At 38.9% G+C, this 25839-nt stretch carries 20 protein-coding genes, 1 tRNA gene and 1 pseudogene; 20 read left to right on the top strand and 2 right to left on the bottom strand.

The window, feature by feature from the left end; translation table 11 throughout:
• Positions 1-3 precede the first annotated feature (3 nt).
• Together FHG85_RS01540 and hydF are read left to right on the top strand one after the other, a co-directional pair.
• Entirely contained in the window at positions 4-1458 is a 1455-nt protein-coding gene (locus tag FHG85_RS01540; protein WP_173072516.1) for a hypothetical protein, read from the top strand.
• 90 nt (positions 1459-1548) lie between these two features.
• The gene (hydF, locus tag FHG85_RS01535) at positions 1549-2778 is read left to right on the top strand and encodes a [FeFe] hydrogenase H-cluster maturation GTPase HydF (RefSeq protein WP_173072515.1); all 1230 of its coding nucleotides are present in this window, start codon (positions 1549-1551) and stop codon (positions 2776-2778) included.
• A 4-nt stretch (positions 2779-2782) separates the two neighbouring features.
• On the opposite strand, the gene priA is transcribed toward hydF, so the two are convergent.
• A complete protein-coding gene (gene priA, locus FHG85_RS01530) occupies positions 2783-5254 on the bottom strand; it encodes a replication restart helicase PriA (protein ID WP_173072514.1) in 2472 nt (823 codons plus the stop codon).
• Positions 5255-5638: 384 nt separating this feature from the next.
• Here priA and FHG85_RS13310 point away from each other — a divergent pair, with 384 nt between their 5' ends.
• The 15 genes from FHG85_RS13310 (at position 5639) to FHG85_RS01460 (ending at position 20341) form a co-directional block, all read left to right on the top strand.
• The gene (locus FHG85_RS13310; protein ID WP_262886947.1) at positions 5639-5770 is read left to right on the top strand and encodes a hypothetical protein; all 132 of its coding nucleotides are present in this window, start codon (positions 5639-5641) and stop codon (positions 5768-5770) included.
• A 352-nt stretch (positions 5771-6122) separates the two neighbouring features.
• On the top strand, positions 6123-6794 hold the full coding sequence (locus FHG85_RS01525) for a succinate dehydrogenase cytochrome b subunit (protein WP_173072513.1): 672 nt from the start codon (positions 6123-6125) through the stop codon (positions 6792-6794).
• 29 nt (positions 6795-6823) lie between these two features.
• Positions 6824-8746 carry a fumarate reductase/succinate dehydrogenase flavoprotein subunit gene (locus FHG85_RS01520; RefSeq protein WP_246249249.1) on the top strand — a complete coding sequence of 641 codons (1923 nt, stop codon included), beginning with the start codon at positions 6824-6826 and terminating at the stop codon, positions 8744-8746.
• 27 nt (positions 8747-8773) lie between these two features.
• Entirely contained in the window at positions 8774-9517 is a 744-nt protein-coding gene (locus FHG85_RS01515) for a succinate dehydrogenase/fumarate reductase iron-sulfur subunit (RefSeq protein WP_173072512.1), read from the top strand.
• A gap of 1 nt (position 9518) precedes the next feature.
• On the top strand, positions 9519-10409 hold the full coding sequence (locus tag FHG85_RS01510; protein WP_173072511.1) for a universal stress protein: 891 nt from the start codon (positions 9519-9521) through the stop codon (positions 10407-10409).
• A gap of 50 nt (positions 10410-10459) precedes the next feature.
• Positions 10460-10532: transfer RNA gene (locus tag FHG85_RS01505), tRNA-Gly, on the top strand.
• 762 nt (positions 10533-11294) lie between these two features.
• Positions 11295-11789, top strand: coding sequence for a site-specific integrase (locus FHG85_RS01500; RefSeq protein ID WP_173072510.1), 495 nt, complete (start codon positions 11295-11297; stop codon positions 11787-11789).
• 109 nt (positions 11790-11898) lie between these two features.
• On the top strand, positions 11899-12630 hold the full coding sequence (locus FHG85_RS01495; protein WP_173072509.1) for a hypothetical protein: 732 nt from the start codon (positions 11899-11901) through the stop codon (positions 12628-12630).
• Positions 12631-12801: 171 nt separating this feature from the next.
• Entirely contained in the window at positions 12802-14922 is a 2121-nt protein-coding gene (locus tag FHG85_RS01490; protein WP_173072508.1) for a GmrSD restriction endonuclease domain-containing protein, read from the top strand.
• A gap of 132 nt (positions 14923-15054) precedes the next feature.
• Complete coding sequence (locus FHG85_RS01485; protein ID WP_246249247.1) at positions 15055-15597, top strand: DUF1648 domain-containing protein; 543 nt, start codon at positions 15055-15057, stop codon at positions 15595-15597.
• A 616-nt stretch (positions 15598-16213) separates the two neighbouring features.
• On the top strand, positions 16214-16591 hold the full coding sequence (gene rsfS / locus FHG85_RS01480; protein WP_173072507.1) for a ribosome silencing factor: 378 nt from the start codon (positions 16214-16216) through the stop codon (positions 16589-16591).
• Between the two features lie 28 nt (positions 16592-16619).
• Positions 16620-18650, top strand: coding sequence for an ATP-dependent zinc metalloprotease FtsH (gene ftsH, locus FHG85_RS01475; RefSeq protein ID WP_173072506.1), 2031 nt, complete (start codon positions 16620-16622; stop codon positions 18648-18650).
• Between the two features lie 3 nt (positions 18651-18653).
• Positions 18654-18860 (top strand): putative signal transducing protein, encoded by a 207-nt coding sequence (locus FHG85_RS01470; protein WP_173072505.1) that lies wholly within the window; start codon positions 18654-18656, stop codon positions 18858-18860.
• A complete protein-coding gene (locus FHG85_RS01465) occupies positions 18853-19680 on the top strand; it encodes a phosphatidate cytidylyltransferase (RefSeq protein WP_173072504.1) in 828 nt (275 codons plus the stop codon). Before FHG85_RS01470 ends, FHG85_RS01465 begins: the two co-directional genes overlap by 8 nt.
• A 10-nt stretch (positions 19681-19690) precedes the next feature.
• Complete coding sequence (locus FHG85_RS01460) at positions 19691-20341, top strand: phosphatidylserine decarboxylase family protein (protein ID WP_173072503.1); 651 nt, start codon at positions 19691-19693, stop codon at positions 20339-20341.
• 5 nt (positions 20342-20346) lie between these two features.
• On the opposite strand, the gene FHG85_RS01455 is transcribed toward FHG85_RS01460, so the two are convergent.
• Positions 20347-21135 (bottom strand): DeoR/GlpR family DNA-binding transcription regulator, encoded by a 789-nt coding sequence (locus tag FHG85_RS01455; RefSeq protein WP_317167918.1) that lies wholly within the window; start codon positions 21133-21135, stop codon positions 20347-20349.
• A gap of 154 nt (positions 21136-21289) precedes the next feature.
• Here FHG85_RS01455 and FHG85_RS01450 point away from each other — a divergent pair, with 154 nt between their 5' ends.
• From FHG85_RS01450 to FHG85_RS01440, 3 genes and pseudogenes are all read left to right on the top strand, one after another.
• Positions 21290-22858, top strand: a complete 1569-nt coding sequence (locus FHG85_RS01450; protein ID WP_173072502.1) for a glycerol-3-phosphate dehydrogenase/oxidase — start codon at positions 21290-21292, stop codon at positions 22856-22858.
• Positions 22859-22901: 43 nt separating this feature from the next.
• Positions 22902-24392, top strand: a pseudogene (gene glpK / locus FHG85_RS01445) (glycerol kinase GlpK).
• A 103-nt stretch (positions 24393-24495) separates the two neighbouring features.
• Positions 24496-25833, top strand: coding sequence for a hypothetical protein (locus FHG85_RS01440; RefSeq protein WP_173072501.1), 1338 nt, complete (start codon positions 24496-24498; stop codon positions 25831-25833).
• Positions 25834-25839 lie beyond the last annotated feature (6 nt).

Here is a 25839-nt window from a genome sequence, read left to right as displayed (position 1 = left end):
TTTATGAGCAAACCTTTTTTATATCGACTCAAAAAGAAAGCGTTAGCGCTAGCTCTAATGCTAATGCTTCCCTTTACACTTTATGCTCAGCTTGATGATGAAGATTTTTATGAAAGTATACTTGATACAATTGTTGAAGTACAAAATCCTGTTTATAAACCAGTAATTTCATTAGGAGCTGGGTACATTAGCTTTTTTGGAGATGTTAAAGAACCAATATCATCGCCACTGTATGGAAATACTGCCGGAAAAATAAATATCTCTATTCTTGTTGGGAAAAAGCATAACTTTAAAACAAATATTTTCTCCATTCTTGGTGGAATATCAGCCCACGATCCCAAGCTATCATATACTATGCAACAAAGCCCCTTACCCCTTGATGATCTGAATAATCCCGTTTTTGTCAACTCAGCTTTTAAAACTAACCTTTTCCAGCTTGGAATCTCATTAGAATATAATTTTGGTCACGTATTTGGCTCATTAAAACGCTTCAGACCATTTGTTTCTTTAGGCTTCTCAACTATTTTTTACAGCCCTAAAGGGAATTATACTTACAACCAAACGGGTAGATATTACTTTTTCTGGTCCGATGGAACCATGAGAGATTTCCCTGAAAATAGTATCAACGCGTATAGGGCAAGAATAATTAGGTTTGACAGCGACTATGAAACCGACCTATCAAGTACCGACCTATTCAAGCAGGGAAGTATATCTCAGCAAACCTTCTCCATTCCTTTCGACTTTGGTTTAGATTTTTATCTATCCGACCGTGTAAATCTCCGTGTAGGCTCTGCAATTAACTATTGCTTTTCCGACAGAATTGACAACTACGACAACAACATAGCTAAAGCACAAGGATATCCCGTTCAAAACGATTATAACGACATCTTCATGTTTACATACTTTACCATGAATTTCGACCTATTCTCCGACCCCAAAACAATTCTTGTTGAACGTGTATTTGCTATGCTTGGCGAAAACTATGACTACGATATCTTCTGGAGCGACCAAGATAACGATAAGGTTTTTGATAATTTTGATGAATGCCCCGATACGCCAGAAGGTGTTGAAGTTGACTCTGTTGGATGCCCATTTGACACAGACTTTGATGGAGTATTTGACTACATGGATAATGAACCAAACACACCAGAAGGTGCAATTGTTGACGACAACGGCGTTCAGGTTAGTGCCGATGTTCTAGCAGCCATGTTTAATAAAAAAAGCGAGGCGGTTTCGCGCAAACAGGTTAAACTAATTCCTGTAACCCATGTTTGGTCTAGAAGTCTTACTATTACACCAGGCAAAATTCCTGAAAAACTTAAACCTGTTGATACCGATTCCGACGGCTACATCTCATTCCAAGAGTTAACCAATGCCATTAACGATTTCTTTGATGGTAAAAATAATCTCACCCTTAACGACCTATACGACCTTAACGAATACTTCTTTGCCCAGTAAATTTGAACTTATTAAATATTAGATGACTGCTAACTTGAACATTCATTGTTCAGATAGGTTAACTTTGCAGTATCTCAAAATATTACAAACATGCAAAAAGGAAAAGAGTCAAAACCACATATTGGTATCTTTGGCAGAAGGAATAATGGGAAAAGTTCTCTAATCAACCTTTTGGCAGGACAAGATGTTGCAATTGTTTCCGATTATGCAGGGACAACAACCGACCCCGTTAAAAAATCATTTGAAATAACTGGTTTTGGCCCAGTTATCCTTATTGACACTGCAGGTATTGATGACGAGGGTGAGCTTGGGGAAAAAAGAATTGAAAAAACCTTACATGCAATAAATCAAATCGACCTTGCTATTCTTGTTCTATCAGCAAACCAATGGGATAGCTATGAAAAGATGTTGGTTGATAAATTCAAAAAAACCGACACACCTTTTATAATTGTCCATAACAAAAACGATATTGAACCTGCATCTGAAGCCCTTAAAAACCAGCTAAAAGATTTAAACCATAAAGGATTTCTTGATATAAGCTGTAAAATAAAAAAATACCCTGAAGAGCTCATTGCTCTTATAAAAAAGGCCATACCAGAGTCATCATATAGAACACCAACTCTACTAGGCGATTTAATATCGTATGGCGACATCGTTTTGCTTATTACACCTATTGATGTAGAAGCACCAGCCGGCAGACTAATACTTCCGCAAGTACAAGCCATTCGCGATGTGCTCGATAACGATGCGGTTGCTGTTGTTCTAAAAGAAAGAGAAGTAGATGCATTTCTCCGAAAAACTCATGTTAAACCAGCACTAGCAGTAACCGATAGCCAGATATTTGTTAAAGCAGATGCCTCCATTCCCCGAGATATACCACTAACAAGCTTTAGCATCCTACTTGCACGATTTAAAGGCGATTTTGATAATTACCTAAAAGGAACACCAAAAATTTCGGAGCTTAAAGATGGCGACAGGATTCTATTACTCGAAAGCTGCAACCACCATGTATCGTGCGACGATATAGGAAGAGTAAAAATACCCCGGTGGATTTCAAACTTTACTGGCAAGCAACTCGAATATGATGTTGTTGCAGGTCTTGACCAATTACCCCGCGACATTAAAGATTATTCACTTGTTATACAATGCGGTGGCTGCATGATTACCCGAAAACAAATTATTAACAGGTTACGTCCTGCTGTAGAGGCTGGCATTCCTGTCACAAACTATGGAATGGCAATAGCATATGTTCAAGGCATATATAACAGAGCTGTTGCTCCATTTATTGGTTACAAGGAATCTAAATCCGACTACCTATAATATTCTAGTAGGGATCAACATCAATAGAGATATTAATTGAAGCGGTTTCCTTATTTTGCTTCATCATTAGTATGCTACGTCCTATAAACTCCTTAATCCTTACTATATTTTTATCCCTCTTCAGCTTAACAAGCAATTCAAGGATATACTGGTTTTGAATGCGAGGAATTAGCGGAGGTTCAGGGCCTAATACATTTTCACCTAGCACATGACGGAGTGTTACTGTCAATGCATTTGCACCATCGTACAACCGATTTCTATCCTTATGTTTAAGCGTGATTCTTATCAGCCTATAAAAGGGTGGATAACGAAACTGATTTCGCTCTGTTAGTTGCCACTCCAAGAACGAATTTGTATTCTGCTTTACAACATGCTCAATAACAGGATTATCGGGTTGAGATGTTTGGATAATAACGAAACCCTGCTTCTCCTTTCGGCCTGCACGTCCACTCACTTGGGTCATCAGCTGGAAGCTACGCTCAGATGCCCTGAAGTCGGGGAAATTTAACATGTTATCAGCATTTAGGATGCCCACTAAACTCACGCGGTCAAAATCGAGCCCCTTTGTAACCATTTGTGTGCCAACAAGAATATCAATCTTGCCTAGTTCAAATCCTGTTATCACTTTTTCGTAAGCTGCACGTGAGCGAGTAGAATCTAAGTCAATTCTCTCAATAACAGCATCCGGGAAAAATATTTGCAATTCATCCTCAACCTTTTCTGTTCCGAACCCTTTAGGCTTAAGATTGGCGCTTCCACAGGCTAAACAAGCGTTCGGTTGCTCAATGGCATACCCACAATAATGGCATGTAAGCTGGTTTGTATACTTATGGTAGGTTAAAGTAACGTCGCAATGCTCGCAATGGGGTACCCAACCACAATCGTCGCACTCAACAAACGGCGAATAGCCACGTCGATTCTGGAAAAGTATTACCTGCTCTTTTCTTGAAAGTGCATCCTCAATGGCATTTAAAAGGGTTTCAGAGAAATGTGATTTCATCTTTTTTCGCTTCCGTGCATCCCGCGTATCAACCACCAATGTATTAGGCAATTGCAGCCCGCTATATCGTTCGGTAATTTTCACAATCCCATACTTACCAATCTTTGCATTATAATATGACTCTACCGACGGCGTAGCAGTTCCAAGCAAAACCTTTGCTCCCAACATCTGAGCTAACACAACCGATAAGTCACGAGCATGATAACGAGGAGCCGGATTGTACTGTTTAAATGTGTTCTCGTGTTCCTCGTCAACAATAATTAACCCAAGTTTCCTAAAAGGAAGAAAAATTGAAGACCGAACACCTAGAATTACATCGTACGATTTATCATCGCTTAACATGTTAAGATAAACCTCAACGCGCTCATTATCTGAAAACTTTGAGTGATATACCCCCACCCTATTCCCAAAAACTTTGCGAAGCCTTGTTATGATTTGTGTGGTTAACGCAATTTCAGGTAAAAGATAAAGAACCTGTTTACCCTTTTTTATTGCATCATTTATAAGATGAATGTATATTTCAGTTTTTCCACTAGAGGTAACACCATGGAGCAGAACTACATCTTTCTCAAAAAACTTTTCGTTAATCTCATCTAGTGCTTTAACCTGAAAATCCTCAAGCTGGAATGGTTGTTTAAGAGCATCAGCACTCTTATCCTCATCTAGCCTTGAAACCGCTTCGTATTCTTGTATTACAATGCCTTTATCAATAAGACTCTTTAAAACGCTTGCCGAAACACCAACCTTATTTAGCAGCGCCTTACGAGAAATTGAAACAGGATTATAATTTTCAGATTTAGTATTTTGGGCTGCAATCGCAAGAATAACCCGTTGTTGGGCTGGAGCTCGGTTTAGGGAATCAATAAGTTGGCACAACTTCTCCTCATTGGAATACTCTTCCGATAACCTAATAAAAGTTTCTGTTTTAGGTTTAAAGCCGCTTTCAACCTCCTCATTAACATACAGTAGGTTCCTTTCTAACATTGACTTTATAACCTTCATTGTATTTTTTAACCCAGACTTTTGAGCAAGCTGCTGTATGGTTAACTTTTTCTTTTGCTCTAAAAGATGAAGCAGAGTAACCTCCTCGTCGGTTAAATCAAAACCGTCAACCTCACCAGCCGTAACAATGGTATCGCTCTCCATTTTTAGACCCGAAGGAAGAGCTGCTTTCATAACCTCCCCCAAGGTACACATATAGTAAGTTGAAATCCAACCCCATAACTTAATCTGCGACTTTAAAACAATGGGACTATCATCGATTAGCTGAATTACATCCTTAACCATGTACCCACTTGGTTGATTAGAATGGATATTGTAAACTAGTGCTGAGTACAACTTTCTTTTCCCAAAAGGAACCAATACACGCACCCCAACGCTTATATCACTTGCAAGCTCATTGGGTATTCTATAAGTAAATGTGCCTGGTAGAGCTAAGGGCAATATAACATCAACATATATTGAATTATCGGCCATGTGAGAATCAATTTACAACTTATGAAGATATTAATTTCTGTGTAATTTTCTCAATAAATTATTATTGCTCAGTATCACCAAATTAAAATAAGAATTAAAAATGTTTAAGTTTGTCCAACCAGAAAGGCACTTTCGATAGTCAAAAAAAAATCCACATAGACCAACTGTTAATGTCATTTCGTCAAAATAATTTTAGTAAATTGCAAAATATTTATTCCTTGCAACATTTCGGTTTAAAAATTGTTATATATGTTAGGAATGAAAAGGATGGGGAAAAAACAAGTTATACTACTCATTGCAATAGTAGTTATAGCAATTATATTAGTTTCGTGCCATAATAATGTGCCTTGTCCAGTTTATAGATAATTTTAAACTATATACGTTATGAAAACAAAAAGAACAGCAACTATTCTATTACTTCTTGCATTTGTCGCTATTCTTGCCAGCTCTTGCCAGAAAAAAGCATGCCCCGCATATAGCGATGTTGCAACGAATTCTGTAGAAAACATAGCATAGCATAAGTAAAAATAATGTTGACAAGAGATATCTTTATCTCTTGAATGATATGATATTACAAGGGTTTTTCCAATAGGAGAAGCCCTATTTTATTGTTATTCAACAAATAGCAAATTTGTTTTGTTTAAAAATCCAATGTTTAATCAAAACTAACATATACCAAAAAACGGCCTAAGCAAATACGCTTGCCATACCTAACATCCATCAAATTAAACCAACCAGTTTTATCTATCTATTTCATTTTTAAAAACTAATTTAATCATATAGAAATTACATGAAAGATTCAGTAAGTTTCTTATGCAGTATCAACAGAAAATTATAACTTGTATTCGCAAATTAAACCCCTAAAACTATGATTGAAATATTCAACTCATCAATTGGTAAAAAACTAATAATGAGCATTACAGGAGTTTTTCTTATGCTCTTTCTACTGGTTCATCTCACTGTGAACTTAATGCTACTAGTAGGAGATGGTGAAGTTTTTAATCGTGCCGCTCACTTTATGGCTACCAATCCAGCCATTAAAATAATTGAGCCGCTCTTAGCTATTGGATTTGTTTTTCATATCATTTATGCCACATACCTCACTATTAAGAATCGTAAAACGCGCCCAATTGGATATAGCAAGTCGGCATCAAATGGAGTTTCTAGCTGGTCATCAAAAAACATGTACATTCTTGGAGCAACCATACTTATTTTTTTGGTTATCCACCTGGCAAACTTCTTTTGGAAAATAAAGTTTGGTACAGTGGATACCATAACTTACGGAACTGAAACCATGCACAACACCTATGCCCTTGTGGCTGGGCTTTTTATTTCATATTGGTGGTACGACTTACTTTACGTATTGGGTGCCATCTTTTTAGGGTTTCACCTTAGCCACGGATTCTGGTCTGCATTTCAAACACTGGGATGGAATGGCACAAAATGGTTAAAACGACTTGAGGTTATAGCATACATTTATGCTATAATAATTGGGTTAGGTTTCAGTATTATTCCGCTATACTTTTTAATTTTTAAGTAGTTCAATTAGGTTGAATTAAAAACGATATTATGATGAGCAAGTTAGATGCAAAAATACCCGACGGCCCATTGGCCGATAAATGGACAAACCATAAAGCAAAATTAAGACTTGTAAACCCAGCAAACCGTCGCAAACTTGATATAATAGTAGTAGGAACTGGCCTCGCAGGTGCTTCAGCTGCCTCAACTCTGGGCGAGTTAGGCTACAATGTAAAGGTTTTCTGCTACCAGGATAGCCCTCGACGGGCCCACTCCGTGGCTGCACAGGGCGGTATCAACGCTGCAAAAAATTATAAAAACGATAACGATAGCGTTTATCGCCTATTCTACGACATGCTTAAGGGTGGTGATTTTAGAGCCAGGGAAGCAAATGTTTACAGGGCTGCCGAAGTAAGTAACCTTGTGATTGACCATTATACCGCATTGGGTGTCCCATTTGCCCGCGACTATGGCGGTCTAATTGAAAATAGGTCGTTTGGGGGTGTGCAGGTGTCACGAACTTTCTACGCTAAGGGACAAACAGGACAACAATGCCTTATTGGTGCATACTCCGCCCTCTCGCGTCAAATAGATAAAGGGACTGTAACCATGTATCCCCGTAGAGAAATGATGGACCTGGTTGTTATCGATGGGAAGGCACGTGGGATAATTGCACGAAACCTGGTTACCGGGGAAATTGAGCGTCACTCGGCTCACGCTGTTGTTCTGGCAACTGGTGGTTATGGAACAATTTACTACCTATCAACCCTAGCTCTAAATTCAAACGGTTCGGCAGCATGGCGCGCACATAAACGTGGGGCCCTTTTTGCAAATCCTAGCTTTGTTCAAATACATCCAACAAGTATTCCTGTACTAAACGACCATCAATGCAAGCTAACCCTAATGTCGGAATCGTTAAGGAACGATGGTAGGGTTTGGGTGCCTAAAAAGAAAGGTGATACCCGCAAACCCAACGAGATACCCGAAGAGGAAAGAGACTACTACCTCGAACGACGCTATCCTGCCTTTGGAAACCTTGTTCCGCGTGATGTTGCATCAAGGGCTGCCAAAGAACGCTGCGATGCAGGTTATGGCGTTGGTCCTACAGGTTTATCGGTTTATCTCGATTTCAGAGATGCCATCCAGAAAAAGGGAAGAAAGTACATAGAGGATAGCTATGGCAACCTCTTTGAAATGTATGAGAAGATAACTGGTGAATCGCCTTACGAAGTTCCTATGCGTATATACCCTGCTGGGCACTATACCATGGGTGGCCTTTGGGTTGACTACAACCTCATGACAACCATCCCTGGGCTTTACGCAATTGGCGAAGCTAACTTTAGCGACCATGGAGCAAACCGGTTGGGAGCAAGCTCCCTAATGCAAACCTCTGGCGATGGTTACTTTATCCTACCCTACACCATTTCTGATTATCTGGCCGATGATATTCGAACACCAAAAATACCAACCAATACACCTGAGTTCGATGCTGCTGAGAAAGAGGTAAAGGAAAGAATTGACCGCCTCATGTCGATTAACGGAACCGAAACTGCTACCAGCTTCCATAAGCGATTGGGTAAAATAATGTGGGACTACTGCGGAATGGTCCGCAACGAGGAAGGGCTAAAGAAAGCGCTTGGCTTGCTCGACGAGCTAAAAGAGGAATTCTGGAAAAACCTTAAAGTCCCCGACACTGCCAACGAAATGAACCAAGAGTTGGAAAAGGCAAACCGCATTGCCGATTTCCTTGAGCTTGGAAAGCTTTTGGTTTACGATGCGCTTAACCGACGCGAGAGCTGTGGCGCTCACTTCCGCGAAGAAAGCCAAACCGAAACCGGCGAAGCAAAACGCGACGACCAAAACTTTGCCTATGTTGCGGCCTGGGAGTTTGCCGGCGATGGCAATGAACCCATCCTTCACAAAGAGGAGCTGAAATTTGAATACGTCAAACTACAAGAACGCAGCTACAAGTAGTTCAAAAATCAATTAAATCAGAGAAAAATGAAGGTTAAACTTAAAATATGGCGACAAAAAGATTCGCGTAGTAAAGGGAAATTTGAGATTTATGAGCTCGATAATGTTGCCCCCGATATGTCGTTTCTCGAAATGCTCGATGCGCTTAACCAAAAGCTAATAAAGGAAGGTAAAAGCCCTGTGGCTTTTGACCACGACTGCCGCGAAGGGATTTGCGGCTCGTGTGGCATATACATTAATGGTAGGCCACACGGTAACGACCATCGTACTACAACTTGCGAACTGCGGTTACGAAGGTTTAAGGATGGCGAAACCATTACCATTGAGCCGTGGCGTGCAGCAGCCTTCCCTGTTGTGAAGGATTTGGTGGTTGACCGTTCGGCTTTCGATAAGATTATCCAAGCTGGAGGCTACATAAGCGTTAATGCAGGTGCTGCGCAAGATGCTAATGCAATTCCTGTTCCCAAGCACAACGCCGATGTTGCTTTCGACACCGCCTCGTGTATTGGTTGTGGCGCATGTGTAGCGGCATGCAAAAACGCCTCAGCCATGCTTTTTGTTGCTGCCAAGATTACCCACCTGGCCCAATTCCCGCAAGGTAGGGTTGAAGCCCCAGAACGCGTTAAGAGGATGGTAGCTAAAATGGATGAGCTGGGCTTTGGCAGCTGTACCAATACAAGAGCCTGTGAAGCCGAGTGCCCTAAGGGAATATCAATAAGCACCATTGCCAAGTTAAATAGGGAATTCATCTCCGCAAAACTAAAGGATTAAGATGAACAAGAATAAAAACAAAGGGACTATATTAGTCCCTGTTGATTTTGGGGACTACTATGAAAAAGCCATAGAGTTTGCTTTAAAGCTGGCCCCCATAACCAACTTAACCATCCATCTGGTTCATGTGCTCGATATCAAGGATTGGTGGCTCGATGATATTAAGGAGGAAAAGCTGATTAATGAGGCTTTTAATAAGCTTATAAAGGTCTCAAGGCAATTTAACCTACCGGAGAGCACTGAGCTAAAAGTGCTAACCGGCAAACGACATCAACGAATAGTTGAATATGCTAACGACTCCAACGCTCGTTACATTCTAATGGTTGATAACTACCCCTTTGCCCAGGAAGGCAAAAGGATTGGGTCAACACTTGAAAACGTTATTATGACGGCATCTCAGCCAGTTATAACAGTAAAATGTGTGCCCGATACCATTTTTAAGAACATGCTTGTTCCCCTTGACCTTACCAAGAACTGCCGAATAAAACTTTTCAACTCTGTAGCATTTGCCCTAAAGTTCGACTCGAAGCTTAACCTTGTTTCTGTTGTATTTGGCGGTATCGATCCAGAAAAGAGTCGTATTAATGAAAAGATGGAGAAGTACTCAAAGATTTATTCCGAAAATCACATTCCCCATACCAAGAAGCTCATAAAGAAAGATGAGGATCTTGCCTACCAGGAAATCCTAGAGTACTGCGACGAAGTTAATTGCGACTCGATAATAATTATGACCCACAAAGAAACAGCCAAATTCGATAACTACGTTGGGGCCTTTGCCCATCACATTATTAATGAGGCGAAAGTCCCTGTGATATCGTTGAACAACGCAGCTTCAAACCAAACGACAAAGGAGGTTATCACCTCAATACTGGACCCATTAAATATTTTTTAAACCGATAACTTAATTTGAGCTGAAAAATTATAAATTTGCGATGAAATTAAGCGGGAATAGTTCAGCTGGTAGAACATCAGCTTCCCAAGCTGAGGGTCGCGGGTTCGAGTCCCGTTTCCCGCTCAAAAAAAAGCAAAGCCTTACCGTTAGGTAAGGTTTATTTTTTACATGCAATTTTCACACAATTCGTTGTGTTTATCTAAATATTAGCATGGAGAAAAAAAGCAGGATTAGCCTTAAGCCCAAGCGTACATTTAAGCAGCAAACGCAACCTACTATCAAAAAAATTTTATCCATTATCTAGGCAGATGTCAAAAAATCCTAAACGTTTCATTGGTCCTGTTGCTAAGGAAGTGCTGAACCCATTGAGCCTTTTCCTCGGAGATATTCTCAAAGGAGCATTTTTTAGGGAAGGATAGCCGAATCGGGCTGAAAGCATTTTGTTAGCTTCCCCCTCTCCGAGTGGTAGGAGCTTACAAAGAGATAACGTCATAATCGCACGATGACCTTTGGTGCTCAGCAAAATCCTTTCCCTTATCAGCGGTTATGGTATAGGCTTTCAAGCCCCCAAAGCAACTCCTCGTATCCACCCCAGGCGAACGCTCGCTGAAGCAGTTTCGTACCCTGCCAGTGACAGGCCTTTATCCTTGTGTTAAGCGCCCCATCCTTTGCCCTACTCCCGTGAAGTATAGACAGCGCTTAACCATTAAGAACGGCAAGGGAAGGGTTTACTCCTTCATGTTCCTGAAAAGCCGGGTCTCATCACCCCAAAGCTAAGAATCTTAAAAAAAGTATTGGTAATTAAACATTTTGATTAACTAATTTTTTTAAATTTGTTATATAACATTTGGGAGCTAGGTAAAGCAACAAGATAGAACGAATGCCATGACAGATGTTTTAAAACAATATAAAGATTTGCTTATTCAAAAAAGGTATAGCCCGAATACAGAGCGTATATATTGTCACTATTTTAGGGATTTTGTCAATTACTTTGATGGGGTAAACATTGATCATCTTACAAAAGAACAAATAAACAGTTATATATTGAGATTGATAAGGAAACAGCAAATCTCAACTAGCCAGCAGAACCAACGGATAAATGCCATTAAATTTTACTACGAAAAAATACTGGGAGGGGAAAAACAGTACTATGAGCTGCATCGCCCGCAAAAGGCAGGAATTAGAAAACAGGTTACACCGCATATGCTACGGCATAGTTTTGCCACTCACTTGCTTGAACAGGGAACTGACCTTAGATATATACAGGTATTATTGGGACATAATAACTCTAAAACAACCGAGATATATACTCATATCTCCAGGCAAGCCATAGATAAAATTAAAAACCCGATGGATGATTTTTTTGACAAGGAGGACTGATGATTGCTAAAGTAAATATAACAACATTTGATGTTATTACTCCAAATTGTCAGGATAACTACAATGGGAGATATACGAACGTTGGGCACAACCTTAAAACATAGTAACAATGACAAATTTTTGGATAATTTTATTGGAAATTATTATTGCCTTGCTTGGCGCATATTTGGTTTATTATGCGAGACAAAAAGGTAAAAATCAAGCTGATAAAGAGGACTTGAAAAAAATAACTGAAACAGTAGAAGATGTTAAGCAAAAGTATACTGAAGAAAATGAATTATTAAGGGCGAACCTTAATATATTGGCAAGTAAAAAGAATCTTCTATTTAACGAAGAAAAAGAAGCTATAATAAATTATTTTGGGCAATTAAATAAGTGGATTTGGGATGGTTTAAATGTTCAGATTGTAGAATATAATCATGCAAACTTTCAAGAGTTATCAGATAGACTGATTAAAATGCGAGATGATTATAATAAAACAAATATTGAATTTTCAAAAGTTCAATTACTCGTTAAGAATGAGGAATTGATACAAATAGGACACGAAACAAATTTAAAAACTTTAGAACTTCATCATTTTAAAGAGAGCATTATTCAACGGTTACAGAGGGTTTTATCATGGGAAAAAATAATGGTTGACCAAATAACATCAAAGGATTTTGATTTCAGTAAATTATCTGTGGATGTGAAGAATTTCTATCAAAATCAAGCCAAAGAGAGGGAAGCTGATAAAAAAGCTATAATTGATGAATACTTTGCAAAGAATCAGGATTATTTTTCACCAGCTATAGAATTAAGAAATAAATTTAAAGATTTAGGAAAAAAATACTTAAATGAATAAAAGGCAGTGCCCAACACGCGGTATGAAAAGTTGCCGGTTCGGTAGGTTATTCAAGGGTTGTAGCCCGCTTTAACTTTTGTGTAACTTGACAGGGAATCACCCGCAATCGGCAACTTTTCATACCGCCAAACGTTAGGGTGCATGTAAATTTAAAACAAAAAATAATATTTTATGGACAAACAACCTAAACCAGATTCAAAAAAATATACAGACTTAATTTCTGAAATACAAAAAGGACAAATTAAGATTCCTAAATTTCAAAGAAATTTTGTTTGGAGCGTTGAAAAAACAGCAAAATTATTAGATAGTATTCTTAAAGGATATCCAATAGGAACCTTTATCCTTTGGGAAACAGCTGAAAGATTAAATGATATTAAAAATATAGGGAACTTAGAATTACCACCCATACCTGATGATATTAAAGTGCAATATGTATTGGATGGTCAACAGAGAATAACATCCCTGTATGCTGCTTATCTTGGTGCAAAGATCCAAAAAGAAGGAGAAAAAAAGGTTACAGATTATAGCGAAATTTATGTTAATTTAGATGATGAACTTAATAATGACCAACAAATTGTCGTAGCTGAAAAACCTAATAAAACATATATTTCATTAAACGAAGTCTTAAATTTTAACGATAACTTATTGAATATAAAAGAAAAATATTCAGACGAACACTTTAAAAAAATACATCAATTTTCACAAACATTTTCAACATATGATTTCTCAACTGTTGTTCTCCGAAAAGAAGATATAGATTCAGCCATTGAAGTATTTACTAGAATCAATACAGGAGGTCAAACATTGACTTTATTTGAAATTATGTCTGCAAAAACATATGATGAAGAACATAATTTCGATATGGAGGAAGAATTTCAAAATTTAATTAAGGAGCTGTCGGATAGTAAATATGAAACCATTTCAAGTTCAATTATTCTTAATTTGTTAGGCTTAATATTAAGTAAAAATAAGGAATGTAAGAGAAAGGTTATATTGCAATTAGATAAATTTGAAATAATTGATATTTGGGATGATGTTATCTCGGCAATAAAAGAAAGTATCGATTATTTTAGAACTGTATTTCGCATTCCTGTTTCTGGAATCCTTCCTTACGATTCTCTATTAGTGCCTTTTTCTTATTTCTTTTATTATCAAAAAGACAAACCCAAAGGGAAACAGGTTAAGTATTTAGAAGAATTCTTTTGGAGAATATCTTTATCATATCGATATTCAAGTTCTACAGAGTCAAAGTTAGCTCAAGATATAAAACGAATAGAAAAAATTTTGAATAATGAAAGGCCAGAATATGATGATTTTAAAATCTATTTATCATCACCTCAAGATTTAATAGATACTAATTTCAGTGCAGGTAGTAGTTACTGTAAAGCAATTTTATGCTTGTTATCATTTCACGAGCCGAAAGATTTTCAAACAAATGGAAAGGTAATTTTAGACAATTCCTGGTTAAAAGTCGCTAATAGTAAGAACTACCACCATTTCTTCCCTAAAGCTTATTTAAAGAAGAATAATATTGGAAATGAAAATAGTTTAGTAAACATAACCTTAGTTAGTGCAGATTTAAACAAAAGAAAAATAAAAGCTAAAGCACCCTCATTCTATATTAAAACATTTTTAGATGAAAATGAGGAATTACCTACAACATTAAAGTCACATTTAATTGATATTGACACTTATGGAATTTGGAGTAATGATTATACTATTTTTCTTCAAAAAAGAGCTGCCGCCATTTACAAAGAACTAAATGACAGAATAAATCTTAAACACAAACTAAGTGAAAAAGAGAATCAAATAAAAGAAATTATTCTAAAAGGAGAAAATGAGAATATTGAATTTAAATCTACATTAAGGTTTGATTTAAGGACTGGAGAAATAAACAAAAAACTTGAATTTGTAGTAGCAAAAACAATCTCAGCATTCTTAAATTCTAGTGGAGGAAAATTACTTATTGGTGTAGATGATGATGGAAATATCTTAGGATTAAACAGAGATTTAAAAACACTTAAGAAAGACAATATTGATGGTTTTGAATTACACTTAAGACAAATAATAAAAAAATATCTTGGTGAAAACTTAGAAAAATATGTTAAAATAAGGTTTGAAACAATAGAAGATAAAACTATTTGTTTAATTGAAGTTTATAAACATAGTAAGCCAGTTTTTATTATTAATGACGGAAAAGAGGAATTTTATATCCGAGTTGGTAATGCATCTGTTCCATTAAGCAGAAAAGAACAAAGTGAATACGAAAAAGAACATTTTTTTAATCATTAAAACGCACCCTAACAATGTATATAAGGCATTGGGCGAGTGTAGTTAAATAAAACGTTGTGAGTATTAATAAACAGCATAGTAAATTGAAAGTTAAGTGTTTTAAAACGCCCAACGCCTCATATACTCACCGTTATGGGCAATGCTAAAAAACGACAAAGAATAAAAACAGAAACAATGAGTCAAAGACCAAAATTAAAATTAGAACTCACGACATTTGACAAGACACTTGAAATTCTTGGTTGGAGTTCAATTCTTGCAATTTGGGTTTTGACAATTATAAACTATACAAACTTGCCCGACACAATTCCTATTCATTATAACGGTGCAGGACAAGCGGACGGATTTGGCGGAAAGGCGACTATTTTGACTTTGCCTCTAATAGCAACAGTTTTATTTGTTGGAATGACAATCCTAAATAAGTTTCCACACATTTTTAATTATACGACCAACATAACACAAGACAACGCATTAAAACAATATACAAATGCGACAAGAATGATTAGATACTTGAAATTAATTATTGTTATCATTTTTGGACTAATTGCTTTCAAGACAATTCAAAATGCACACGGACAAGCGGACGGTCTTGGTGTTTGGTTTTTACCTTTGACATTAGGACTTACTTTTATTCCGCTGACTTATTACATAATTAAAACACTCAAAACAAAACAATGACGAGAAGACAAAGCACTGGCTATAACACGGGTTTTGCGTCAGGCGGGGTGACGTGCAAACTTGGCGCTTTTTGCATCTATTCAACTTCAGTGCTGGTTGACAGTTTTGTGCTCCGAAACCCGCCCGAACGCAAAGCCCGAAAACGTTAGATAAAGCTGCAATAGAAATACAAAAAACACTGTTATCCTATAAAAAACCTAAAAAAATCACTAAAGAGCTATATGTTCGATATTCTTAACTTTTCAATAACCCGGTTCATGTTTTAAAAAGTAATCCCCAGTCAGAATAAGCGATAAAGGAGTTGTACTATGTTCCCTCTGGGACACCTCCAATCAATCTCTTTTAAGCACTTGAATAATACTCTTTTTTTAGCCAATGAAATCCTAAATCCGGCAAAAGAGAGTAGCGCATCACTTAAGCATTCATATAATTGCAAATTCTGCTCATTGCTCTTCACCAAAAAGCGAGGCTTTTTGCCAAAAATCTTCTCCAGCATATTTGCGGTATAGCTTAATTTAGCTACTAGTCATGTTCAAAAGGTAGCTGAGCAATACCAATAAGCGTAATGATGTCCATTTTTTTCATTAATTTTGCTGGTTAATAAAATCATGGGTTAATGACAAAAAAATCAGCAAAAACAAATAACGTAGAAGAACTATTAGCATGTATTGTAGATGCAATGCAGGAAAAGAAAGGCCAAAATATCCTCTCGCTGGAAATTGGAAGCCTTCCTAATGCTGTATGCAAATACTTTGTAATATGCAATGCCGACTCCACCACACAAGTTGATGCCATTGCGAACAATATTGAGGATAAAGTGTTAGATAAACTTGGCGAAAAGGTATTCCGTTCTGCAGGGTACCAAAATGCAATATGGATAGTTTTGGATTATGTCGATATAGTGGTGCACGTTTTTCAAACCGAATGGCGCGACTATTACAGGATTGAAGACCTTTGGGCAGATGCTAAGGCTATTCAACACAACGAAGAATAACTAGTAATTATAATAACCATATCGAGAAATGGCTGAAAACGGAAACAAAAAACCTTTGATAAACGAAACACCTGGTAATAAGCCTAAATTACCCAAGTTCAACGTTTACTGGGTTTATATAATAATAATTCTTGGATTTTTTCTTTTGCAGTACTTCTATTCAGGCAAAAGCGCACAGGTAACCACCTGGCAGGAAGTTAAAAACCAGATGATAGCTAATCAAGAGATTGATAAGCTTGTTGTGATTAGGAATCTGGGCAAGGTTGAGGTTTACCTGAAAGAGGATAAGCTTGAAAAATACAAGGACAGGTTAGGCGATGGTTTTGGAGCGGTTCCTAAAGTAGGGCCCCATTTTTACTTTACCATTGGCTCAATTGAAACCTTTGAAAAGCAGCTAGCCGATGCACAAGCCAACATAGATGAGGCTCAAAAGATATACCCTCAATACGAAGACCAACCCAATTACTGGGGCGATATACTCTCGTGGGTACTCCCTTTTGTTTTACTGCTTGCCATTTGGATTTTTATCTTTAGAAGGATATCGGGTGGAACAAGCGGTGGTGCTGGAGGAGGTAACATCTTCTCAGTTGGTAAGTCCAAAGCTCAAGTATTCGACAAGGAGACACGCCCAAGAGTTGACTTTAAGGATGTGGCTGGCCTTGAGGAGGCCAAAGTTGAGGTAATGGAAATTGTCGATTTCCTTAAAAATCCCCAAAAATACACCGATCTTGGTGGTAAAATTCCTAAAGGTGCACTGCTGGTTGGACCTCCGGGAACAGGAAAGACTCTATTAGCCAAAGCTGTAGCCGGCGAAGCCAATGTGCCATTCTTTAGTATATCGGGATCGGAGTTCGTGGAAATGTTCGTAGGTGTTGGAGCTTCCCGTGTTCGAGACCTATTCCGTCAGGCCAAGGAGAAAGCGCCTTGTATCGTATTTATTGATGAGATAGACGCTATAGGTCGTGCACGAGGTAAAAACCCTAGCTTCTCGGGTAACGATGAAAGGGAAAATACACTTAACCAGCTCCTTACTGAAATGGACGGTTTCGCATCTAACCAAGGTGTTATTATACTAGCAGCAACCAACCGTGCCGATATTCTTGACCGTGCACTTCTTCGTGCAGGACGTTTCGATCGTCAAATTCATGTTGACCTACCCGACCTAAAAGAGCGACTCGAAATATTCAAGGTTCACCTTCGCCCACTTAAACTTGAGGCAAACCTTGACATTAGCTTCCTTGCCAAACAAACTCCTGGCTTTTCTGGTGCCGATATTGCAAATGTCTGCAACGAAGCGGCACTGATTGCAGCTAGGAAAAATAAGAAATTTGTAGAAAAACAAGATTTTCTGGATGCTATCGACCGAATTATAGGTGGTTTAGAGAAAAAGAATAAGATTATATCCAAAGAGGAACGTAAAACCATTGCATACCACGAGGCTGGTCATGCAACAGTTAGCTGGTTGCTTGAGCATGCCAACCCACTGCTTAAGGTTTCAATTATTCCACGTGGTCGTTCGCTTGGAGCAGCCTGGTACCTCCCCGAGGAGCGCCAGATTACAACTACCGAACAGCTTTTCGATGAAATGTGCTCGGCGCTTGGTGGAAGGGCTGCAGAAGAAATCAACTTCAATAAAATTTCTACTGGCGCCCTTAGCGACCTTGAACGAGTTACCAAGCAGGCCTATGCTATGATTGCCTATTTTGGAATGGGAAAAAAACTCAAAAACATTAGCTACTACGATTCTACCCAATCGGAATTCACCTTCTCTAAACCTTATAGTGAAAAAACTGCTGAACAGATAGACCAAGAGGTGCGTGAAATAATTGATAAGGCCTATGAAAAGGCTAAAGAGATTCTAACCCAAAACCGCGAAGGACATGTTCAGCTGGCAGAACTTCTTCTAGAACGTGAAGTAATTTACAGCGAAGACCTAGAAAAGATTTTTGGTCCACGAAAAACGCTTAGCCGTGAACAGGAACTTGTTAAAGAACTAGAAGAAGAGGCTCAAAAAAACAATACAGAAACCACTGTTTCTGAAAATAATCCTGAAGCCTAAAATATGGACGAGAACTGGAAAGAAGTTTTTTCAACCGCCCAATCATGGCAAGCCGAAATGGCAAAGCAGGTGCTAGAAGAAAATGGAATTGCAGCAGTTGTAATTAACCGAAAAGATTCTAGCTACCTATTTGGCGAGGTTTCGGTGTACGTTGAGAAGAGTAATGAAGAAAAAGCAAGCGAACTCCTAAAAGAGCTAAAAGGTGAGTGAATTTCTTAAAAGAACAATAAGCGGATTACTTTTTGTAATCGTTCTGGTAGGTGCTATCTACATAAGCCACATCACTTTTTTTATACTTTTCCTTGCCATTACGGCAGCTACCATGCTTGAATTCTATCACTTAGGACTCAAAGGGAAAATTAGACCTCAGGCTTTAATGGGCATTTTCATTGGTATCGCTCTTTTTGTATGGTCATATCTCTACAGTTCGGGTCGTTTAGAGCTAATAACATTATTCGGATTTATCCCATTTCTGGTGTCCATTTTTGTTGTTGAGCTATACAGGCATCAACAAAAACCCATGCAGAATATCGCCTTTACTATCCTCGGGATACTTTATATTGCCCTACCGTTTTCGTTAATGAACTTTATCAGCATCAATGGTTCATCATTCAAAATGGAGTACAACCCCAGCCTGCTATTAGCCATTCTCTTCCTGGTTTGGGCCAACGACACGGGTGCCTATATTTTTGGAGTAAGCCTGGGCAAGCATAAGATGATGCCCCGTATATCGCCCAAAAAGAGTTGGGAGGGCTTTTTAGGTGGTATTGCATCAACCATTTTGGTTGCATGGATTATTTCAACCATTTTAGCTGATATTGATACCCGCCACTGGCTATTTGTTGGGTTTATAACTTCTTTAATGGCCGTTTTAGGCGATTTGGTTGAATCAATGTTTAAACGTAGCATTGGTGTTAAGGACTCTGGAAAGTTTCTACCTGGCCATGGTGGCCTACTTGATAGGTTTGATGCTTTAATAATGGTTTTACCCATTGTTTACGCTTATTTTGAAGTCATGATGATTATTTAACGCTTTAGAAATGAAGATTCACAAAGAAGGTTATTCTATTCTTTTTGTAGCGCTTACTCTTTGCGTTGCATTTTGTATTGTAGCTTGGTTAATACTACCATTGCTAGTAGTAAGCATACTGATTGTCTCATCATTACTGCTTTTAGCATTTTTAACCCGCTTTTTCAGGGTACCTTTTAGAACAACTAATCCCGATAGCAAATCAATTTATTCTCCAGCCGATGGTACTGTTGTTGCTATTGAAGAGGTAGATGAAAACGAATACTTCAATAAGAAATGCATTCAGGTTTCTGTCTTCATGTCGGTGTGGAACGTTCATATAAACTGGTTCCCAATTAATGGGATAGTTAAATATTACAAGTATCACCCAGGCGATTACCTTGTAGCTTGGCATCCAAAATCATCAACTCATAACGAGCGCACCTCGGTAGTAATTGAGCGCCCCGATGGAGTTCAAATAATGCTACGGCAAATTGCTGGTGCTGTTGCCCGACGCATAGTTTGCTACGCTGAGGAGGGAAAAGAGGTTGACCAATTCTCCGAACTCGGATTCATAAAATTTGGCTCAAGAGTTGATATTTTTCTCCCACTCGATGCAGATGTTAAGGTTAGCTTAGGCCAAAAGGTAAAAGGGAACCAGACTGTTATTGCACAGGTTTAAATCTGTTAGACTCTAACCAGTTCCACCCCCTTTTCTTCGAGCTGTTTAACGAACATTTCACCCAACCCATTATCGGTAATAATCATATCCACCTGGTCGAGACTACAAATCCGACTAAACCCCCTACACCCAAACTTTGAGCTATCGGCTAGCACTATTACTTTTTCAGCGCTGGATATCATATTCTGGTTAAGCGAGGCCTCCAAAGCGTTGGTTGTAGTTAGTCCAAAATCAATATCAACCCCATCAACCCCAAGAAACAGCTTGCTGCAGCGAAAACCCTGAAGCATCTTCTCGGCAAAAGGTCCTACAACAGATGCCGACGACGACCTAACAATACCTCCAAGCTGGTGTACCTCCGAAATCTCCTTAACCGCAAGCTCGCGGGCTGCTACCAAGGAAGAGCAGACTGAAACAATCCGTTTACGCTCCTCAATTTGACGTGATAGCTCATTAATTGTACTGCCAGAGGCAAGAATTATGCTTTCGCCATCTTTTATTAGGCTAGCTGCATATTTGGCTATTCTCTTTTTTTCCTCTACGAATAGATGCTCCTTTTCGTTTACATGCCTATCGGCAATGTATGGATTTTTTAAAGAAGCACCTCCGTGAGAGCGGTATAACAAGCTCAAACTTTCCAGATGTTTCAGATCCTTTCGAATTGTTACCATTGAAACCCCAAGCTTCTCACTAAGCTCAGCTACAGTAACGTACTCCGAGTGCTTTAATACTTCTAGTATCTTGCTGTGGCGTTCCGCAATGTTTAAGGCCATCTCTACTCTATTTTCTGTCAAACTTAACTAAAATTTTTTAAAGCTAATCCAAGAAAGCCCTAATTATACTGATAAAAGATTATTTTTAGTTTCGTTTTTTATTTTCATTTATTTCGTTTACTTTCGTTTATTTATTATTTTTACAAAAAATTGTTAACCTTTTAATCATATAACCATGAAACGTGATGATTTACTCAAAAGAGCAAAAGAACATGCCGACAGCTTCGATTTTATTGTTATTGGAGGAGGAGCAACTGGTATAGGTATTGCCTTAGAGGCAGCAACCAGAGGTTACAAAACCATTCTGCTTGAGATGCACGACTTTACCAAATCGACTTCAAGCAAAAGTACCAAGCTAGTACACGGTGGAGTTAGATACCTTGCGCAAGGCGATATTGCCCTTGTTAGAGAGGCTTGCATTGAGCGAGGAAGACTTCTAAGAAACGCACCGCACCTTGTAAAAAATCAAAGCTTTGTTATTCCTACCTTTGGCTGGTTCGATGAGCTGATGTATACCGTTGGTTTAACCTTTTACGACCTGATAGCAGGAAAATACAGCCTAGGTCGCTCGCTTCGCGTTTCAAAAAAACGAGCTCTTAAATATATTCCAACAATTAACCCCCAAAAAATTACGGCAGGTGTTGTTTACCACGACGGCCAATTCGACGATTCTCGACTTGCAATTAATGCGCTACAAACCGCAGTAGAGCATGGTGCGTTGGTTGTTAACTATATTAAGGTGGTTGAGCTAACCAAGGATTCGAATGGGAGACTAAATGGAGTCATTGCAATTGACCAAGAGAACGGAGAAAAATACACCTTTAAGGGGAAGGCGATTATTAATGCTACCGGTGTTTTTGCAGATGATGTGATGCAAATGGATAATCCAAAACAAGGCAAAACCATAGCACCAAGTCAAGGCGTTCATGTGGTTCTGGATAAGAGTTTCCTCCCTGGCGATCATGCCATGATGATTCCTAAAACCGACGATGGCCGTGTTCTTTTTGCGGTACCCTGGCATAACAAGATTGTAGTTGGCACAACAGATACTCCCGTTCCTAACCCATCGTTGGAGCCAGTTGCTCTAGAAGAGGAGATCGAATTTATTCTATCTACAGCTGGACGCTATTTAACTAAACCCCCCAAACGTAGCGATGTGCTAAGCATTTTTGCAGGGCTACGACCTCTTGCTGCACCAAAAGGTGATTCCAAAAAAACAAAAGAGATCTCACGCAGCCATAAAATCATTGTTTCCCAATCGCACCTGTTTACCATGATTGGAGGGAAATGGACCACATTTAGGAAGATGGCAGAGGATATGGTAGCTCGAGTTGAAAAGGAAAAAGGTTGGGTAAAAACAAAGTCAAAAACCAGATCGCTTAAACTTCATGGATCAAACGTTGATAAGGTTGACCATTCTGATCCTCTATACGTTTATGGCTCAGATAAAGAAAAGATTCTAGCCCTTGCCAGCACGCAACCTGAACTTAAAGAAACGCTCAGCGAAAGCTTGGGAATTATAAAAGCACAAGTTATTTGGGCTGTAAGAAACGAAATGGCAAGAACAGTTGAAGATTTCCTTGCACGAAGAACTCGTAGCATTCTGCTTGATACCCGCGAAAGTATTCGCATTGCACCTGCAGTAGCATCAATAATGGCAGCAGAACTTGGCAAAGACAAGGAATGGGAGAAAAAGCAGGTAGAAAGCTACAATGCTATTGCACAAAATTACATTCTTAACTAATTTGTGAAGATTATTAACCGAACCATCCTAAACCTATTCTTTCATGGAAAAATATGTAATGGCACTAGACCAGGGAACCACAAGTTCAAGGGCCCTGATATTTGATAGGAAAGGTGCCATAGTGTCTATGGCACAAAAAGAGTTTAAGCAGATATTTCCTCAACCCGGATGGGTTGAGCACGACCCAAACGAGATATGGTCGTCGCAGGTTGCTGTTGCTGCTGAAGCGATGTCGAAAATCGGAATAAATGGACTAAACGTTGAGGCCATTGGAATAACCAACCAACGTGAAACAACCATTGTTTGGGATAGAAATACTGGCTAACCGATTTACAATGCAATTGTATGGCAGGATAGAAGAACCTCTAACTTTTGTGATGAACTCAAAGAGAAGGGTTATACCGAAACAATCAGACAAAAAACAGGTCTGGTAATTGATGCTTACTTTAGTGGAACTAAAGTTAAATGGATACTCGATAATGTTCCTGGAGCTAGGGAAAAGGCAAACCGTGGCGAATTGGCATTTGGAACGGTTGATACCTGGCTAGTGTGGAAGCTAACAAGAGGACGCACCCACGTAACTGATGTAACCAATGCAAGTAGAACCATGCTGTTTAACATCAACAGCCTTGAATGGGACAAGGAGCTACTCGAGCTTTTCAATATACCTGAAAGCATGCTGCCACGGGTTGCATCTTCGAGCGAAATATACGACCATACCAACACCACCTTTTTTGCATCCAAAGTTCCAATTTCTGGTATTGCAGGAGACCAACAGGCAGCACTTTTTGGCCAAATGTGTACTAATGAGGGAATGGTCAAAAATACTTATGGAACTGGTTGCTTCCTACTGATGAATACTGGCGAAAAGCCGTTTCTATCTAAAAATAATCTGATAACAACCATTGCCTGGCAGCTTGATGGCAAGACTTACTATGCGCTGGAAGGTAGCATATTCATTGGTGGAGCAGTAGTGCAATGGCTTCGCGATGGACTTGGTATAATTAAAAGCAGCGCCGAGGTTGAAGACCTGGCCAAACAGGTTGATGATAATGGCGATCTTTACCTGGTTCCAAGTTTTACAGGTATGGGTGCGCCACACTGGGATCAGTATGCTCGCGGGCTAATGATAGGGATATCAAGAGGAACAACACGTGCCCATATTGCTCGAGCAGCGTTAGAAAGCATTGCATTCCAAACCATGGATGTGCTCGATGTAATGGAAAAGGATACCGGAATAAAGGTTGCAGAGCTAAGAGTTGACGGTGGTGCATCTGCAAATAACCTGCTCATGCAATTCCAATCCGATGTGCTAGGAATTAACGTTAACCGTCCGAAAACCATTGAAACAACTGCAATGGGAGCTGCTTACCTGGCAGGACTTGCAACCGGCTACTGGAAAGATATCAACGAAATAAAAAAGCTTTGGCAGCTAGATAATACATTCACCCCTAGCATGCCAGCAGAAAAACTAGATAAAATGAAAGAAAAGTGGGCCGATGCGGTGGAGAGAGCTAAATCGTGGCATCGATAGTAAGTGCTCAAATAGGTGAAAGTCAAAATCTTTCACCTATTTTTATTATAGATTTTACCATGCTAACAGAATTTTTTCATACTATTGTATAAAACTTTGTGCCATGAAAAAAATTAGAGTTTCACTAATCTTATGGTTGACAGCATGTTTAATAACCTTACCCCTCATGTCAAAAGCATGGTCGGAACACCCATTGCTTGCTTACCCTGTGTTATCAAATATTCCCGACCTAGTAAACAAACAACCTATTGAAGTTGAAAGTTTGAAATCGTTTCTAATAAAAAACGAGAAAGAAATCGAAAACTTTCTGAAAGAGTACGAGGAATGGGCAGTAGCCAACCTACCTAACTATGCTCCACTCCCAAAAGATCTATATTTTAAAGCTACTGGTAACCCCGATGATATAGTCATTCGTTTCTTAACTGCAGTTAGGCTCAATCCGAATATCAAGCTAAAACTGTATCTTCACCTACTTCCTAATCAGGAAGTTGGAGAAAGAACCTTGGTCTCGGCTTCGGAGCTAACAACACTAAAGGATGTAAGTGCGCTATCGCATATTAACTATGTTCTTTTATCGGAAGGCGATAAGGTGCAACCTATAGATGTGCTTTGCACTGCAAACGATGAACCGGATTATGGTTTTGATTTAGGATTATTCGAAGATAATAATACCGAGTTTGGCAAGCGCTACGGTTTTGGTGTTCAACCATTTGGTGATCCGAAACTTGAATATGGTAGCCAAGCCCCTTTCCACATGGGATTTTATCACGAAGCCAAAATAGTTTACGCCTTTGGACCTTTCCTTAAAAAAACCTACCCAGAATTTCGCATTAGCCTTTTCAAGGCTTTATCGGAATTTGCTTTCTCAACGGGCAACGACTACTGGGGATGGCGATTTATGGGCTGGGGAATGCATTATCTTGGAGACCAATCCATGCCATACCACACTGCACCTCTTCCTGGCATGAGCGCCCTTAGAATGATATGGATTAACCTTAAGGCTATGCTTGGATTCCCAAAAAGCAAAAACAATGCAGTTCAACTTGTCTCCAATAAACACTCAGTTTTAGAGCAGTTTCAATGGCTAGCACTGCGTGATGCCTACAACAACTACGATAGCAATCCACTAATAGCCGCATTAAAGGAAGGAAAAACAATTGTTCCTTATAGCAACGATTTTGTTAGAAATGTTATCAGCAAGGAATCGGTTGAAAGGAGCAAAAAGGTTGACAAAGCTCTTAAAACATATTGCCCACCACTCCTAGTAAAAAATCCAGAGTTTGAGGTTAATAATTCAGCTGAGCTAAATAACCTAATGCAAGAAATCAGAAATTATAAGGGAGATGATGCAGTTAACCAGCTAAGTAATCTTCTTGCTGAAATGCTTCGAACCTATAGCATGTCGTTAAGGAGCTATTACAACGCAATAGTAAAAGATTAGGCTATT

Origin of the sequence: Tenuifilum thalassicum (genome assembly GCF_013265555.1) — a bacterium.
Lineage (GTDB): Bacteria > Bacteroidota > Bacteroidia > Bacteroidales > Tenuifilaceae > Tenuifilum > Tenuifilum thalassicum.
This window is presented reverse-complemented; position numbering and strand designations above follow the sequence as displayed.

What these genes read in the sequence shown, in the direction of transcription:
- FHG85_RS01470 (WP_173072505.1), top strand. Translation starts at nt 18,654, where the DNA reads ATGGACGAGAACTGGAAAGAAGTTTTTTCAACCGCCCAATCATGGCAA.
- ftsH (WP_173072506.1), top strand. Translation starts at nt 16,620, where the DNA reads ATGGCTGAAAACGGAAACAAAAAACCTTTGATAAACGAAACACCTGGT.
- FHG85_RS01450 (WP_173072502.1), top strand. Translation starts at nt 21,290, where the DNA reads ATGAAACGTGATGATTTACTCAAAAGAGCAAAAGAACATGCCGACAGC.
- FHG85_RS01510 (WP_173072511.1), top strand. Translation starts at nt 9,519, where the DNA reads ATGAACAAGAATAAAAACAAAGGGACTATATTAGTCCCTGTTGATTTT.
- FHG85_RS01515 (WP_173072512.1), top strand. Translation starts at nt 8,774, where the DNA reads ATGAAGGTTAAACTTAAAATATGGCGACAAAAAGATTCGCGTAGTAAA.
- rsfS (WP_173072507.1), top strand. Translation starts at nt 16,214, where the DNA reads ATGACAAAAAAATCAGCAAAAACAAATAACGTAGAAGAACTATTAGCA.
- FHG85_RS01485 (WP_246249247.1), top strand. Translation starts at nt 15,055, where the DNA reads ATGGGCAATGCTAAAAAACGACAAAGAATAAAAACAGAAACAATGAGT.
- hydF (WP_173072515.1), top strand. Translation starts at nt 1,549, where the DNA reads ATGCAAAAAGGAAAAGAGTCAAAACCACATATTGGTATCTTTGGCAGA.
- FHG85_RS01540 (WP_173072516.1), top strand. Translation starts at nt 4, where the DNA reads ATGAGCAAACCTTTTTTATATCGACTCAAAAAGAAAGCGTTAGCGCTA.
- FHG85_RS01460 (WP_173072503.1), top strand. Translation starts at nt 19,691, where the DNA reads ATGAAGATTCACAAAGAAGGTTATTCTATTCTTTTTGTAGCGCTTACT.
- FHG85_RS01495 (WP_173072509.1), top strand. Translation starts at nt 11,899, where the DNA reads ATGACAAATTTTTGGATAATTTTATTGGAAATTATTATTGCCTTGCTT.
- FHG85_RS01500 (WP_173072510.1), top strand. Translation starts at nt 11,295, where the DNA reads ATGACAGATGTTTTAAAACAATATAAAGATTTGCTTATTCAAAAAAGG.
- FHG85_RS01525 (WP_173072513.1), top strand. Translation starts at nt 6,123, where the DNA reads ATGATTGAAATATTCAACTCATCAATTGGTAAAAAACTAATAATGAGC.
- FHG85_RS01520 (WP_246249249.1), top strand. Translation starts at nt 6,824, where the DNA reads ATGATGAGCAAGTTAGATGCAAAAATACCCGACGGCCCATTGGCCGAT.
- FHG85_RS01440 (WP_173072501.1), top strand. Translation starts at nt 24,496, where the DNA reads ATGAAAAAAATTAGAGTTTCACTAATCTTATGGTTGACAGCATGTTTA.
- FHG85_RS13310 (WP_262886947.1), top strand. Translation starts at nt 5,639, where the DNA reads ATGAAAACAAAAAGAACAGCAACTATTCTATTACTTCTTGCATTTGTC.
- priA (WP_173072514.1), bottom strand. Translation starts at nt 5,254, where the DNA reads ATGGCCGATAATTCAATATATGTTGATGTTATATTGCCCTTAGCTCTA.
- FHG85_RS01490 (WP_173072508.1), top strand. Translation starts at nt 12,802, where the DNA reads ATGGACAAACAACCTAAACCAGATTCAAAAAAATATACAGACTTAATT.